The following is a 13,100-nucleotide window of genomic DNA, read 5'->3' as shown; positions in this document are numbered from 1 at the left end:
GGTCAGCTGCCTTTCGGGGCGGCGCTCGTCGCGATGCGGAGCGAGCGCGCGGCGCGTGAGGTTCGTAGAGCCGTCACCAGACGGCCGAGGCGGCCGGGGGTGGGTCGCGGTCGCATCCGCTCCTCCCACCAGGCGGTCAGCAGCTCCCGCCGTTCGGCGTCCGGCGGTTGGCCGGTGTCAAGGAGGTGGCGGACGAAGTCCGTGGCGTCGCGGCGGTAGCCGTCGGTCATGGGGCGGGTGCGGGCGTAGGCCAAGAACAGGTCACGGAAGTCCCCGGCCAGGATCTCCGCCGGCTCGGGGGCCACTTTGGTGAGGACGTTCGCGCGTTTGGCGATCAGCGCCCGTCGTTGCACCCGCAGCCGCCCCGGGTCGAAGCCGTCGGGCGGCGGGCCGCCCGCGACGAGCGCGGACAGCAGCTCGGTCTGCGCGCGGGCGAGCCGGCGCCGGGCGGCGTCCGTGCCGGGCTCTTCCCCGTCGGGGTCGGGACGCGGGGATTCAGACACGGTGGGGCTCCCGGAGCACGCCGCGTATCGCGGCGAGTTCGGCGGCGAGCCCGTCCGCTGCGGGGAAGTGGTCGTCGCGCTCCAGCAGCACACCGGGCGGGGTGACACGGGAGCACAGCTCGGCGAGGACGTCGAGGACGGGCCGGGTCACCGGGTGCGCGTGGCTGTCGTGCCACAGGCCGTCCTTCTCGAAGCCGCCCGCCACATGGACGTAGGCGAGGGACTCGACCGGCAGTTCGTCCAGGAACGCGGCCGGGTCCTCACCACGGTTGACGTGATTGGTGTGCAGGTTGGCGACGTCGACGAGCAGCCGTACACCGGTCCCCTCGACCAGCTCGGTGAGGAAGCGTCCTTCGGTCAACTCCTCGCCCGGCCAGGTCAGATATGCCGCGATGTTCTCCAGCGCGAGCGGTACGGGCAGGATCTGCTGGGCGATCCGCACGTTCGCGCACAGCACGTCCAGGGCGTCGCGGGTGCGTGGGACGGGCAGCAGGTGGCCGGCCTCGATCCGTGGCGAGGCGGTCAGCGGGCCGCCGGCCCGGACGAAGGCGATGTGCTCGCTGACCAGCGGTGCGTCGAGCTCCTCGGCCAGTTCGGCGAGTGCGACCAGCCGGGCGAGGTCGGGGCGTTCGGCACCGCCGAGGCCGAGCGAGACACCGTGCGGGACGACGGGCGTACCGCGTGCGAGCAGCCGCTCCAGGGGGTCGGGAAGGTGGCCCGGGCAGAGGTTCTCCGCCACGACCTCCACCCAGTCGACGTCCGGCAGTCGCGCGATGTCGTCGGCGATCTCCGGGCGCCAGCCGATGCCCGTGCCCAAATACCCCATGGGTCCCCCGCCCCCGTGCTCCCGCGCGATACCGATCGCGCGGGGAAACAGTCCGGGGGAAAAATACCCCCTGTCGCATCATATGAATGCCTGTTCGAGGAGGCGCGGAAACGTCGGTGTGATGTTGGCATCAGCGGACACGGACACAGGTTCGACTAGCGTTCTGTGACATGCAGAAGAGTCTGTACGGAACCGCTGTCGTGTTGCGCCCGGCGACGCCGGCCGACATTCCCGCGCTCGCCGCCATCCGTGCGAAGCCCGAGGTGTACGCGCGTTGGCGCGGCGGCGAGGACTTGGCGGCCGCGGTGGCCGAGGATCTCGCCTACCCCGGCGACCACAGCCTGGTGATCGAGTACGACGACGAGGTGGCCGGTGCCATCCAGTGGTCCGCCGAGACCGATCCGGACTACCGTCACGCGAACATCGACCTCTATGTGGACCCGGCGGTGCACGGCCGGGGTGTCGGGAGCGACGCCGTGCGCACCCTCGTCCGGCATCTGATCAACGATCACGGCCATCACCGGGTGGTGATCGACCCGGCGGCCGACAACGCCGCGGCCATCCGCTGCTACGGCAAGGTGGGCTTCCGTCCGGTCGGCATCATGCGCCGCTACGAGCGGGGGCCGGACGGCACCTGGCACGACGCCCTGCTGATGGATCTGCTCGCCGAGGAACTGACCGACGACACCCGGCCCGGTGGCGAGGGCCGCGCCGCCTCCTCGGGGACCTGATCGCGGCCGGGGGCGGCCGCGGGATCCCGGCGGTCGCCCCCGGCGCGCGGCTACCGCACCGCGTAGACCTTTTCGGCGAACGCGGCGATCTGGTCGTCGGAGAGGTGCCGGGCCAGGTCCGCCTCGCTGATCATGCCCACGAGGCGCTTGTTCTCGATGACCGGCAGCCGGCGGATGCGGTGGCTCTCCATCTCCTCCAGCACCTCGGAGACATCGGCGTTCGCGTCTATCCAGCGCGGGGTGCCCTCGACCAGGTCGCCGGCGGTGATGTGGGACGGATCGTGACCGGCGGCGACACACTTCACGACGATGTCACGGTCGGTGACGATTCCGCACAGTCGGTCGTTCTCGTCGCTGACCGGCAGGGCGCCCACATCCAGCCGTCGCATCAGCTGGGCGGCGCGGTCCAGCGTCTCCGTACGGGGGATCCACTGCGCGCCCTCGTGCATGATTTCCTTGGCAGTGGTCATGGTTGCCTCCTTGCGTCCCCCCGGCGGCGCGGGCGCGCGCCGGGGGTTCGATCGGACGTCGCCGTGGCTGGCGCACACGGCTCTTCCATCGTCGCCGCCCGTGCCCTCCGCCGCGAACGCGGCACGCTCCGCCCCGGGGCGGCAGCCGGGCGGCCCTTCGCCGTGATCCAGCCGAATCCCCCGCAGTCGCCCGGAAAAAGCGCCTCGGAGGGGGATCCGGTCCGACGGTCAGTGGACGGGGGCCGCCGCCCGGATGTCCGCCACGACGGCCTCGACGAGGGCGGCCGGATCGGGCTGGAAGTAGAAGTGGCCCCCGCTGAACACCCGGGTGCCCAGGAAGCGCGTGCTGGTGGCCGCCCAGCCCTCCGTGCGCGACAGCGGGACGCCCGCGTCGCCGTCCGCGACGAACACCGACAGCGGGATCGGCAGGGCGGGGGCGTCGCGGCGCGGCCGCCAGGTCTCCGCGAGTTCGAAGTCGGCCCGCATGATCGGCGAGAAGAACGCCCAGAGGTCGGGGTCCTCCAGCACCTCGCGCGGTGTGCCGCCCAACCGCAGCACCGCTTCGCGCAGTCCGTCGTCGGGAAGGGCGAAGCGCCGGGTCCCCCGGGGGTGGTGCTCGGGGGCGCTGATCGCCGAGAGACCCAGCCACTGCGGCAGCGGAAGTCCGCGCTCGTGCGCGGCGAGGGCGCTCTCGTACGCGGCGATCGCGCCCATGCTGTGGCCGAAGAGGGCGTACGGACGGTCCATCAGGGGCCGGAAGTCGTCGAGGAACCGCTCGGCCAGCTCCGCCGCGCCGCGGCAGGGCGGGCCGGGGCGGGCGACCCGGCCGGGCGCGTCGACCAGGCACAGTTCCCACTCGGGCGGCAGCAACCGGGCCCAGCTCCGGAACGGCACGTGCGAGCCGCCGGCGTGGTGCAGGGCGAAGAGGCGCAACTCGGGGTCCTGGACGGGCCGGGGGCGGATGATGTTGTTGATCTTGTTGTCGGTCATCAGAGCGGTGGGTTCCTGTTCTCGTCGCCGTCGGCCCGCCGGTGCGCGAGGGCGGACTCGAACGCCAGTATGGCGAGTTCGTGCTCGCGGCACGGGGCCGGGGCGGTAAGTGACGGGGACGGAAACGGAACCTTACTTTCCATGTCGGGCGGTGCGGGGCCCCGCGCCCCCGGCGTACCACGGCGGTCCGGTTGCGGGCGGGGGCGGAGTCCCTATGGTGGAGAACAATCATGATGCTCGCCCCAGGCCGGGACAGGCCGCCCGAGGCTTCGCGGCTTCCCCGCCGCGCGCGACGCCTCGTCGTGGCCGCCTATGTGCTTCTCGCCGCCTCCGTCGCGACGGACCTGGCCACGAATCCGCAATGGACGCTCTCCCCCGTGCTCGCCACGGCGCCCGTGCTCGCCAGCATCGGCACCCGCCGCGCCCGGGTCCCCCTGACGGCCGGGCTGCTCGCCCTGGCGCTCGTCCCCCTGCTCGCGCGGGCCGACCCGGAGGTGTCGCTCGCCGTCCATCTGACCTCGGGCTTCACCGTCCTGGCCATCACCTCGGTCAGCACAGCGAACGTCGTTCTCGTGGCGACGCGGGAGCGCGAACTGCTCCAGTCCCGTTCCGTGGCGGAGGCGGCGCAGCGCACCCTGCTGCGGCCGTTGCCGGAGCGGATCGGCACGCTACGGGTGGCGGTGCGGTATCTGGCGGCCGCGGCCGAGGCCCGGGTGGGCGGCGACCTCTACGCGGCCCTGGCCACGCCTTTCGGGACCCGGCTGATCATCGGTGACGTCCGGGGCAAGGGGTTGTCCGCCGTGGACGCCGCGGCCGATGTGCTGGGCACCTTCCGGGAGGTCGCCCAGGTCGAGGCGGATCTGGCCACGGTGGCACGCCGGATCGACGCCGCCCTGGGACGCCGCCCGCCCAGCGAGGAGTTCGTGACCGCCGCGCTGGTCGGGGTGCCGGACGACGACGGCCCGGCCGAGCTGGTGAACTGCGGCCACCTGCCGCCGCTGCTGCTGCACGCGGGGACGGTGACCGAGGTGGAGACGCCCGTTCCGCAGCCGCCGCTGGGTCTGCTCCATCTGATCGGCGGCCTCTGCGACGGGCAGGGGTTCGTCTTCGAGCGGGGTGATCTGCTGGTGCTGTACACCGACGGCGTGACCGAGGCCCGCGACGCGTCCGGCGTCTTCTACCCCCTGACCGAGCGGCTCGCCCGACTGCCGGAGCTGGTCCCGGACGCGATGGCGGACCGTCTCGTGGCCGATCTGCTCAGCTACGCGGGCGGGGAACTGTCGGATGACGCCGCCCTGCTGGTCGTGCGGCGCGAGCAGTGACACGGCGCTCCCCTCGCGGGTCGGCGGATACCGTCCGTCCGGGGCCGCCGCGGGCGGTCAGGCGCCGCAGTCCAGTTCCGCCGGGGGCAGTTTGCCGGAGACGAGAAAGGTGTCCACCGCGCGGTCGGTGCACTCCGAACCGTTGGCGTAGGCGGAGTGCCCCGTGCCGGCCCGGACGACCAGGGAGCCCGCGCCCAGGTTCGTCCGTACCGCCCGGGCGTTGACCAGCGGCGTCGCCGGATCGACGGCGTAGGAGACCAGGACCATGGCGGGGGCGCCGGGCGCGCTGAGGGGTTCTGCCTTTCCCGTGGGGGTGATGGGCCAGGCCGCGCAGTGGACCATGGCCGTGGCCACGGTGGAGCCGAACAGCGGCGACGCCTTCTCGAACTCCCCGAGGTATCTGAGGATGTCGTCGGGGCTCCTCGGCCCCGGCCTGTCCAGGCAGTCGATGGCACTCCTGGCCATGGAGGGATCGGCGGTGGCTTCCCCGTTCTCCCCGGCCGGTCCCTGCCCGGTGAGCCGGCCCCCGTACGGGCCGAGCCGCAGGAGCGGCTCCGGGTCTCCGTTCATGGCGTCGACCAGGGCCTGGGTCAGCTCCGGCCACTTCGCGTCCTGGTAGAGGGAGTCACGGATGGCCTGGGCCGCCATGGCGGTGGTGAGCCGGGCGCCGTCGGGGCCGGGGACGGGGTGGGCGTCGAGGCCCCGCACGAAGTCGGTGGTCGTGGTGGTGACGTCGTCGGGTGTGGCACCGAGGGAACAGTCGTTCGCCGCGCAGGTCCGCGCGTAGCTCGCGAAGCTCTCGCTGATGGCCTTGACGTCCTCCCGCGCGGTCTGCGCCTGGTCGGCGCCCGGGTCCACGACCCCGTCGAGCACGAAGCGCCCGACCCGGTCCGGGAAGAGCCGGGCGTAGTGCTGGCCGATGTAGGTGCCGTAGGAGATGCCGAGGTAGTCGAGTCTGTCCTCGCCCAGGGCCGCCCTGAGCAGGTCCAGGTCACGGGCGACGCTGACGCTGTCCATGTGTGCCATCAGCGCACCGGTGACCTTCCGGCAGTCGGCCGCCCGCTCGGCGGCGATCTTGAACTCCGCGTCCATCAACTGCCGGGTGCGCGGGATGAGATCGCTGCCGCCGTCTCTCGCGGGGCATATCAGCGGGGCCGAGCGGTGGACGCCGCGCGGATCGAAGCCGACGAGGTCGTAGCGGTCGCTCACCTCGGGGGTCGCCGTGAACGTACCGTCGGCGACCAGGGCGGCGCCCGCCTCACCGGGCCCGCCGGGGTTGAAGACCAGCGAGCCGAGCCGCCGGGAACCGTCCGGTGCGCGCACCCGCGCCACCCGCACCTTGATGGTGTTCTTGTGGGGCACCGCGTAGTCCAGGGGCACCGTCAGCCAGGAGCACTCGGCGTCCGGCAGCGGCTGCTGCACGCCCTCCCCGGCGTCCTCGGGCTCGCAAGGGGCCCAGTCGAGGCGCTGCCGGGCGATCTCCCGGGGCACCCCCGGTACGGGGGGCCCGGGCGGGGCGGCCCGCCGGGGCCCGCCCGGACCCCCCGACGGCGACGGCGGCCCGGTCCTCCCGGCGCTCCCGCCGCCGTCCGCCGTGCAGCCGCCGGCCACGAAGGCCGCGGTGACCATCACCACCGCTATCCTGCCGGGCCGGGTCCGCATCCTCGTCACGTCCTCTCCTGGCGAGGCCCCGGCGGCGGGAGGAACACGGCCTCGGGGACGATCCCAGTCCATCCGCCACCGGGGCGGGCCGCAGCCGGAATGGGGCCATCGGGATGACACGGCCGGGCGGGTTCCCCGGGATCGGCGCGGGGCAGGGTGACTACGAACGTGGCCTGCGAAAGGGCCTGTGGAAAGGGGGACCATGGGACATGCCGCCGCGCCCGGTGGCGACCGGGAGACCGCGCACACCGACGACGACAGCCACGACGGCGACGGGAGGGACCGCGCCGCCGGGCGGGATGTCGTGATCGTGGGCGCCGGGTTCGCCGGTACCAGCGTCTTCCTGCACCTGGTGCGCGCACTGCTGCGCCCGGGCCCACGGACGCGGAACGGCCCCGCGGCCCGCCCGGTACGGTCGGTCCAGGTCGTGGACCCCCACCCCGTCGGGTGGGGGCTGGCCTTCGGCGACAGCGACCCGCTGCTGGTGTGCAACAGCGCCGCCGACGTCAACTCCCTGCTGGCGGACCGGCCCGCCGACTTCATCGACTACCTCCGGGCGCGCGGCGCGCCACCGGAACCGCAGGACTGTGTGCCGCGCGCCCGGATGGCCGAGTACTGCCACGACCGTCACACCGACGCCCGCGCCCTGGCCGTCGCCCACGGCATCGAGGTCCGGCACGTGCGGGACACGGCGGTGTCGGTCAGCACCGGGGCCGACGGGCACCGGGTGCGGCTCCGCGGCGGGCAGGAGATCACCGGCGACGAGGTCGTCGTCTGTACGGGCGTCCACCGCCCCCGCGTCCCGGACGGCTTCGCGGCCTTCACCGGCCACCCCCGCTATCTGGACAGCCCCTACCCCGCCGGCCGGATCCGGGAGGGCCTTCCCCGGGGCAGCCGGGTGCTGGTGCTCGGTACCCACCAATCGGCCGTCGACGCCGCCCTGTTGCTGTGCCGCGACGGCCACCGGACGACCATGGCCTCGCCCTCGGGACTCCTGCCCGCCGTACGGCAGTCGCTGGCCGCGCCGGTGCGCGACTTCCCGCCGTTGGCAGGGATCGCCCGGCTCGACCCCGCCGACCCCCGGCTCGAAGCGAAGGTGACGCGCCGCGCGGTGGAGGCGGTCCGGCTGCTCGACCGCCGCCCGCTGCGGGCGCAGGTCTCCACCGCCGCCGATCCCGTCCGGCGGCTGCGGGAGGAGACCGCGTTGGTGGAGTCCGGTGCCTGCTCGTGGCCCGGCGTCGTCGTGCCCCTGCTGGAAGGGGTGATCGCCCTGAGCGCCGACCTTCCCGCCGCCCGGCGCCGCGCGCTGATGGCGCACTTCGCGTGGTTCGTCGGCCGCTACGCGACGGCGCTGACCGTCCTCAACGCCCGTCGGCTGCTCGCCCACTTCGACACCGGTGCGCTGCGGATGGCTCCCGGCTACCCCCGCGCCGTGTCCTTCGAGGGGGGCGCGTGGCGGGTGGAGTGGCCGCGAACCACGCCTCGCGGGTCCGGGGCGAGCTTCGACTACGTCGTCAACGCCACCGGTTTCCTGCCCCCCGAGCTGTGTTGGGACCCCGACGGCAAGGCCGTGCACCTGGACGGGGCGCCGGGCCCCACCGCTGCCGTCGACCATCTGGAGGCCGATCTGCGGCTGCGCCCACGGCCCGGGGCGCAGCCCGAGCACATCTGGGTGGCCGGGGTGGGCACCCATCCGCGGATCCCGTTCTCCAACCATCTGCGCAACGTGGTCCGTCAGGCCCGCCAGGTCGCGGACGAGATCGCGGCACTGCCGTGAACGCGGGCGGGCGAGCAACTACCGCGTCAATTCCTCAGTGGCTGCTCGTCGTTCTGAAACCGCGGGGCACCAGCCACACCGCGAGCAGGGCCACCGCGACGACGATCGCCGCCGATGCGTACGCCGTCGTGGTGAGCGCGTCGTCGAAGGCGTCCCGGGCGGCTTCGAGCACCTGTCGCCCGGTCGTGCCGCCGGCCTCCTCGGCGACCTCCGTGGCACCGCCGACCGAATCCCGTGCCCGCTCCGCGTCGGCGCCGTCCAGGGGCAGTCCGGTCATGTGCTGGTAGTAGACGGCGCCGTGGATGCTGCCGAGCAGGGCCACGCCGAGGCCGACGCCGAGTTCGTAGGCGGTCTCCGAGACGGCGCCCGCCTGCCCGGCGCGTTCCGCCGGTACGGACGAGACCAGCACGGCTGCCGAGGCGGTGATCGCCAGCCCGTCGCCGAGGCCGAGCGCGGCCAGCACCACCGCGACGGCCGGGTATGCGGTGGGGACCGGGGACAGCGCCAGCAGCAGGAAACCCGCGGCGAGGGCGCCGAGTCCGAGGGCCATGACGGAACGGACCCCGACGTGGTGCATCAGCCAGGGGGTCGACAGCGAACCGGCCAGCATGGCGGCGGCCGCGGGCAGGGTCCGCAGACCGGCCTGGGAGGGCGAGTAGCCGTGGACGTACTGCAGCCACAGCGAGATGAGGAACAGCGCGGCACCGATGGCCAGCATGGCGAGCAGGGTGGCCAGCGCGGCGGCCAGGAAAGGACGGCGCTTGAAGAGGCGTACGTCCAGCAGCGGGTCGTCGGAGCGGAGTTGGCGTCGCGCGAACAGCGCCAGCAGCAGTACCCCGAGGGCGAGCGTGCCCACGTCCCCGGGCAGCAGACTGCCCTTGGCGACGTGCTTGATGCCCCAGGCCAGGGACACGATGCCGACGATGGAGAGCAGGGCGCCCGGCCAGTCGAGCCCGCCGGGCTGGGGGCTGCGGTACTCCGGCAGCAGCCGCAGTCCGGCGACGACCGTGACGACGACGACCGGGAGGTTCACCCAGAACGCGGCCGACCAGCCGAAGTGCTCGACGAGCACCCCGCCGACGAGCGGTCCCACGCACGCCCCGGCGCCCGCGACGGCGGCCCAGACGCCGATGGCGAGCGCCCGCTCGTGGGCGTCGGTGAAGATGTTGCGGATCAGGGACAGCGTCGACGGCATCACCATGGCGCCGCCGAGCCCGAGCAGCACCCGGCCGGCGATCAGCTGGGCGGAGCTGCCCGCGGTGGCCGCGACGACGGACGCCAGGCCGAAGAGGACGAAACCGGTCAGGAAGAGCCGCTTACGGCCGTACCGGTCACTCACCGCGCCGCTGGTGACCAGCAGGCCACCGAGTACGAGACCGTAGATGTCGATGATCCACAGCTGCTCCAGCGCACCCGGCTGGAGATCGTCGATGAGCGAGGGCAGCGCGACGTTGAGGATGGTGGCGTCCATGGCGACCAGCAGAAGGCTGGCGCAGAGCACCGCGAGCATCGCCCAGCGGCCGGGGTCGGGGACCGCGCGGTGGTCCGCCGCCGCGCCCTCGGGGACATCGGCAGGAGAGGCTCGCTCCATGGCACATCGCGCCCTTTCACCGGCTTCCCTTCGCATGATGGGCGAAGCCGGTGAAGGGCGCGATTCGTGATCGGCCGAGGGGCGTCGCGGGTCAGCTCACCGGTACGGGAGCGTCCAGCAGCCCGGCGTGGTGGCGGCGGGCGACGGCCGGGTGCGCCCGGAGCCAGCCCTTGATCTCGTTACGGCCGTACTCGGCGAACAGCGGGTTGGCCGAGTCCTGGGTGACGCCGGGGGCCCGGTGGGCGTGCGGGAAGGGCACCGGCTCGATCCGGGCGTCCAGCCGCGGGTTGTAGAAGAACGGGACGGAGTAGCGCTCCCGGTTCCCGGGCGGGGAGACGACCCGGTGGTTGGTGGCCTTGAGATAGCCGTTGGTGGCGACTTCCAGCAGTTCACCGAGGTTGACCACGAAGGCGCCGGGCATCGGCGGCACGTCGATGAACGCACCGTCGGGGCCCTCCACCTGCAGTCCGCCGACCGTGTCCTGGAGCAGCAGCGTCAGGAAGCCGTAGTCCTTGTGCGCGCCGACCCCCTGCGCGGCGCCGTCGGGGGCGCTGCCGGGGTAGCGGACGAGCTTGAGGTGCAGGTGGGGGCGGTCGGCGAAGGCCTCGTCGTAGAAGTCCGGCGGGGCGCCGATCGCGGCGAGCAGTTCGTGCAGCAGCCGCTGGGCCACCGAGCTCAGCCGGTCGACCCAGTTCAGGGCGGCGGTGCGCAGCTCGGGCAGGGCGGCGGGCCACTGGTTGGGGCCCTCCAGCCACCAGTAGCCGGGCTCGTCCGGGCCGGGCACGCGCGGCGCGCGTTCGGCGCCGATGTCGATCTGGTCCCGCCAGTCGCGGCTGCCGCCGGTCCGCTCGTCGCCTATGCGGGTGTAGCCACGGAAATGGGGCGAGTTGAGGTTGCTGATGGCGAGCCGCTCGGCTTCGGGCAGGGCGAAGAAGGCACGCAGGGTGCGCATCAGCTCAGCGGTCTCGGCCTCGGTGATGCCGTGGCCGGTCAGATGGAAGAAGCCCACGTCACGGGCGGCGGTGTGCAGCGCGTCATGGAAGCGCGCCCGGGCGTCGGGGCCTGCCGAGGCGGCGGAGAGGTCGATGACGGGAAGCTCGTTGATCATGAAATTTATCCACAGCGTGAGGGCCCGGTCACGCCCGGCGGTGGCCGGACGGCCCGCGAAGCGCCGCAGGGTATGCGGAGGGAGCGGGGCCGGGAAGCGGCTAGGAAAGGCAGAAGAAAGAAAAAGGGGGACCACTGCCCGGAGAGCGGGGCACGGTCAGGTGATGGTCAGCCGTAGTGGCGACAGGACATGCTCGTAACACGGACGAGGTCCACGTGGCGGCGCTTGACGAGCGGAATCACACGCCCAGCGTATACGACCGGGCGCCGAACCGTTTTTCGAGCCCGGTCCGGGGGCGGGCCGGGCCCTGCCGCCCGTGCTCCGCCGGGCGCTCAGCCGTTGCGCAGGCGCTCCAGGTCGCGGCGGTCGCGCTTGGTCGGGCGGCCGGCGCCCCGGTCACGGTGCGCGACCTGGGCGATCTCCTCGCGCGGCGGGGCCGGCGGGCTGTTGTCGACGTAGGCCTCGGCGGCGACCGCGGCGCCGACCCGCTTCTTCACGACGCGCGAGACCACGACGATCCGGTCCCGGCCGCCCACGCGCAGCCGGACCTCGTCGCCGCAGCGCACCGCGTGGGCGGGCTTGACGCGCTCGCCGTTGACGCGCACGTGACCGGCGCGGCAGGCGGTGCCCGCCAGCGAACGGGTCTTCGTGAGCCGCACGGACCAGATCCAGCTGTCGACCCGTACGGACTGCTCGTCGGAAGCCATGCCCCCACCTTATGCAAGCCCTCCCCGCGGGGTGAATGCCCCGCGGGGACGACATCGTGTCGTTCGCATGCTCACCGGGCGATGCCCACCGGGCGGATGATCACCACGCGACCGGCAGGTCGACCGGGCCCCGGATCAGCACCTCGGTCTGCCACCGCACCCGGTCGGCCGGAATCGCGAGCCGCAGCCCGGGGAGCCGGTCGGCCAGGGTGGCCAGCAGGACCTCCGATTCCATGCGGGCCAGCAGGGGGCCCACGCAGAAGTGCGGGCCGTGCCCGAAGGCGACGTGCGGCGGCCCCTGGCGCTCGAAGTCGATCCGGCCGGGCTCGGGGTAGACCTCCTCGTCCCAGTTGGCGGCGACGTAGGAGACGTAGACGATGTCACCGGCGGCGATCCGGGCTCCGCCGACCTCGATGTCCACGGTGGCGATGCGCGGCTGCCCGACGCCGTGCTTGTGCGGGATCCAGCGCAGCAGCTCGTCGACGGCCTTCGGCACCACCTCCGGCTCGGACCGCAGCCGGTCCAGCAGCCCGTCCTGGGTGAGCAGGGCGTAGACCATGTTCGAGGTGTTGTTGCGCACCGCGTGCCAGCCGTTGAGGCCCATGAGGGTGGCGAGGGCCAGCAGCTCCTCCTCGTCGATCCGGCCCGCGTCGACGGCGGCCACCATCGTGCTCATCAGGTCGTCCCGGGGTGCGGCGCGGCGTTCCGCGGCCAGCTGGCGGAAGTAGTCGTGGGCGGCCTGCTTGACGTCCTTGGCCCGCTCGGCCGCCCCCTCGTCGGACGCCCTCGTCAGCAGGGTCTGCGCCCAGTCGCGGATCTGCGGCCGGTCCCCGGCGGGGACGCCCATCAGCTCGCTGACCATCTCCAGGGGGAACGGCGAGGTGACGTACCGGATGAGATCGGCGGGCTGTCCGGCCGCCAGCAGATCGTCGATCAGGCCGTCGAGCACGGCCTGGGCGCGGGGCCGCAGCCGTTCCATGCTGCGCTGGGTGAACGCGGGGGCGACCACCGCGCGCACGCGGGCGTGGTCGGGCGGGTCCACGAAGCTGACGGCACGGTCGAGCGGGATGAAGTGCTTGGTCATCTTGGGCACGGACCTGCCGAGGATGTCCCGGCTGAACCGCGCGTCCGAGGCGACGAACTTGACGTCGGCGTACCGGGTCATCAGCCAGCAGTCGCCTTTGCCGTGCGGCAGCCGGATCCGGACGGGAGGGGCCTGCAGCGCCTCCTTGAGGAAGGGGTCGAAGTCCAGCGCGGGCAGGTCGGGGACCTCGTACATTTGCGGGGTTTCACCGATCGTCACAGTCGCCTCCGCCTCGATGGCCGCCTGGCCCGCCGCCAGGCCGGTCGCGCGTCACGCTACCGCCGACGGGGCCACCGGCCGCGGGGCACGCGCATCGTCGACCCCGTTCA

11 protein-coding genes and 1 pseudogene are annotated in these 13,100 nt (G+C 73.3%); 3 read left to right on the top strand and 9 right to left on the bottom strand.

What is annotated here, in order from left to right; genetic code table 11:
• Positions 1 to 2: 2 nt before the first annotated feature.
• Positions 3 to 1,329, bottom strand: a pseudogene (locus JO379_RS30975) (MbnB/TglH/ChrH family RiPP precursor modification enzyme).
• Between the two features lie 170 nt (positions 1,330 to 1,499).
• On the opposite strand from JO379_RS30975, the gene JO379_RS30970 reads away from it, so the two are divergent.
• Complete coding sequence (locus tag JO379_RS30970) at positions 1,500 to 2,060, top strand: GNAT family N-acetyltransferase (RefSeq protein ID WP_130880888.1); 561 nt, start codon at positions 1,500 to 1,502, stop codon at positions 2,058 to 2,060.
• Between the two features lie 50 nt (positions 2,061 to 2,110).
• On the opposite strand, the gene JO379_RS30965 is transcribed toward JO379_RS30970, so the two are convergent.
• Positions 2,111 to 2,530 carry a CBS domain-containing protein gene (locus JO379_RS30965; protein ID WP_130880889.1) on the bottom strand — a complete coding sequence of 140 codons (420 nt, stop codon included), beginning with the start codon at positions 2,528 to 2,530 and terminating at the stop codon, positions 2,111 to 2,113.
• A gap of 228 nt (positions 2,531 to 2,758) precedes the next feature.
• Positions 2,759 to 3,520, bottom strand: a complete 762-nt coding sequence (locus JO379_RS30960) for a thioesterase II family protein (RefSeq protein ID WP_130880890.1) — start codon at positions 3,518 to 3,520, stop codon at positions 2,759 to 2,761.
• A gap of 230 nt (positions 3,521 to 3,750) precedes the next feature.
• Between JO379_RS30960 and JO379_RS30955 the strand changes: the two genes are divergently transcribed.
• Entirely contained in the window at positions 3,751 to 4,842 is a 1,092-nt protein-coding gene (locus JO379_RS30955) for a PP2C family protein-serine/threonine phosphatase (protein WP_209518043.1), read from the top strand.
• Between the two features lie 57 nt (positions 4,843 to 4,899).
• On the opposite strand, the gene JO379_RS30950 is transcribed toward JO379_RS30955, so the two are convergent.
• Positions 4,900 to 6,504 carry an alpha/beta hydrolase gene (locus JO379_RS30950; protein WP_245382701.1) on the bottom strand — a complete coding sequence of 535 codons (1,605 nt, stop codon included), beginning with the start codon at positions 6,502 to 6,504 and terminating at the stop codon, positions 4,900 to 4,902.
• A 202-nt stretch (positions 6,505 to 6,706) separates the two neighbouring features.
• On the opposite strand from JO379_RS30950, the gene JO379_RS30945 reads away from it, so the two are divergent.
• Complete coding sequence (locus tag JO379_RS30945; protein ID WP_209518039.1) at positions 6,707 to 8,281, top strand: FAD/NAD(P)-binding protein; 1,575 nt, start codon at positions 6,707 to 6,709, stop codon at positions 8,279 to 8,281.
• A gap of 34 nt (positions 8,282 to 8,315) precedes the next feature.
• Here the strand turns inward: JO379_RS30945 and JO379_RS30940 are convergent, their stop codons facing one another.
• The 5 genes from JO379_RS30940 to JO379_RS30925 all read right to left on the bottom strand — a co-directional run bounded on the left by JO379_RS30940 (position 8,316) and on the right by JO379_RS30925 (position 12,990).
• Complete coding sequence (locus tag JO379_RS30940; RefSeq protein ID WP_505016577.1) at positions 8,316 to 9,872, bottom strand: MFS transporter; 1,557 nt, start codon at positions 9,870 to 9,872, stop codon at positions 8,316 to 8,318.
• Between the two features lie 91 nt (positions 9,873 to 9,963).
• On the bottom strand, positions 9,964 to 10,980 hold the full coding sequence (locus JO379_RS30935; RefSeq protein WP_130880894.1) for an isopenicillin N synthase family dioxygenase: 1,017 nt from the start codon (positions 10,978 to 10,980) through the stop codon (positions 9,964 to 9,966).
• A 167-nt stretch (positions 10,981 to 11,147) separates the two neighbouring features.
• Positions 11,148 to 11,222 carry a putative leader peptide gene (locus tag JO379_RS34245; protein ID WP_362221080.1) on the bottom strand — a complete coding sequence of 25 codons (75 nt, stop codon included), beginning with the start codon at positions 11,220 to 11,222 and terminating at the stop codon, positions 11,148 to 11,150.
• Positions 11,223 to 11,312: 90 nt separating this feature from the next.
• Positions 11,313 to 11,687, bottom strand: coding sequence for an RNA-binding S4 domain-containing protein (locus JO379_RS30930; protein ID WP_130880895.1), 375 nt, complete (start codon positions 11,685 to 11,687; stop codon positions 11,313 to 11,315).
• Positions 11,688 to 11,787: 100 nt separating this feature from the next.
• On the bottom strand, positions 11,788 to 12,990 hold the full coding sequence (locus tag JO379_RS30925) for a cytochrome P450 (RefSeq protein ID WP_307842192.1): 1,203 nt from the start codon (positions 12,988 to 12,990) through the stop codon (positions 11,788 to 11,790).
• Positions 12,991 to 13,100 lie beyond the last annotated feature (110 nt).

The organism is Streptomyces syringium (assembly GCF_017876625.1).
Classification (GTDB): Bacteria; Actinomycetota; Actinomycetes; order Streptomycetales; family Streptomycetaceae; genus Streptomyces; species Streptomyces syringius.
Note: the sequence above shows the minus strand (reverse complement) of the source record. Positions and strands in the feature narration are given on the sequence as shown.

What these genes read in the sequence shown, in the direction of transcription:
- JO379_RS30970 (WP_130880888.1), top strand. Translation starts at nt 1,500, where the DNA reads ATGCAGAAGAGTCTGTACGGAACCGCTGTCGTGTTGCGCCCGGCGACG.
- JO379_RS30965 (WP_130880889.1), bottom strand. Translation starts at nt 2,530, where the DNA reads ATGACCACTGCCAAGGAAATCATGCACGAGGGCGCGCAGTGGATCCCC.
- JO379_RS30960 (WP_130880890.1), bottom strand. Translation starts at nt 3,520, where the DNA reads ATGACCGACAACAAGATCAACAACATCATCCGCCCCCGGCCCGTCCAG.
- JO379_RS30955 (WP_209518043.1), top strand. Translation starts at nt 3,751, where the DNA reads ATGATGCTCGCCCCAGGCCGGGACAGGCCGCCCGAGGCTTCGCGGCTT.
- JO379_RS30950 (WP_245382701.1), bottom strand. Translation starts at nt 6,504, where the DNA reads ATGCGGACCCGGCCCGGCAGGATAGCGGTGGTGATGGTCACCGCGGCC.
- JO379_RS30945 (WP_209518039.1), top strand. Translation starts at nt 6,707, where the DNA reads ATGGGACATGCCGCCGCGCCCGGTGGCGACCGGGAGACCGCGCACACC.
- JO379_RS30940 (WP_505016577.1), bottom strand. Translation starts at nt 9,872, where the DNA reads ATGGAGCGAGCCTCTCCTGCCGATGTCCCCGAGGGCGCGGCGGCGGAC.
- JO379_RS30935 (WP_130880894.1), bottom strand. Translation starts at nt 10,980, where the DNA reads ATGATCAACGAGCTTCCCGTCATCGACCTCTCCGCCGCCTCGGCAGGC.
- JO379_RS30930 (WP_130880895.1), bottom strand. Translation starts at nt 11,687, where the DNA reads ATGGCTTCCGACGAGCAGTCCGTACGGGTCGACAGCTGGATCTGGTCC.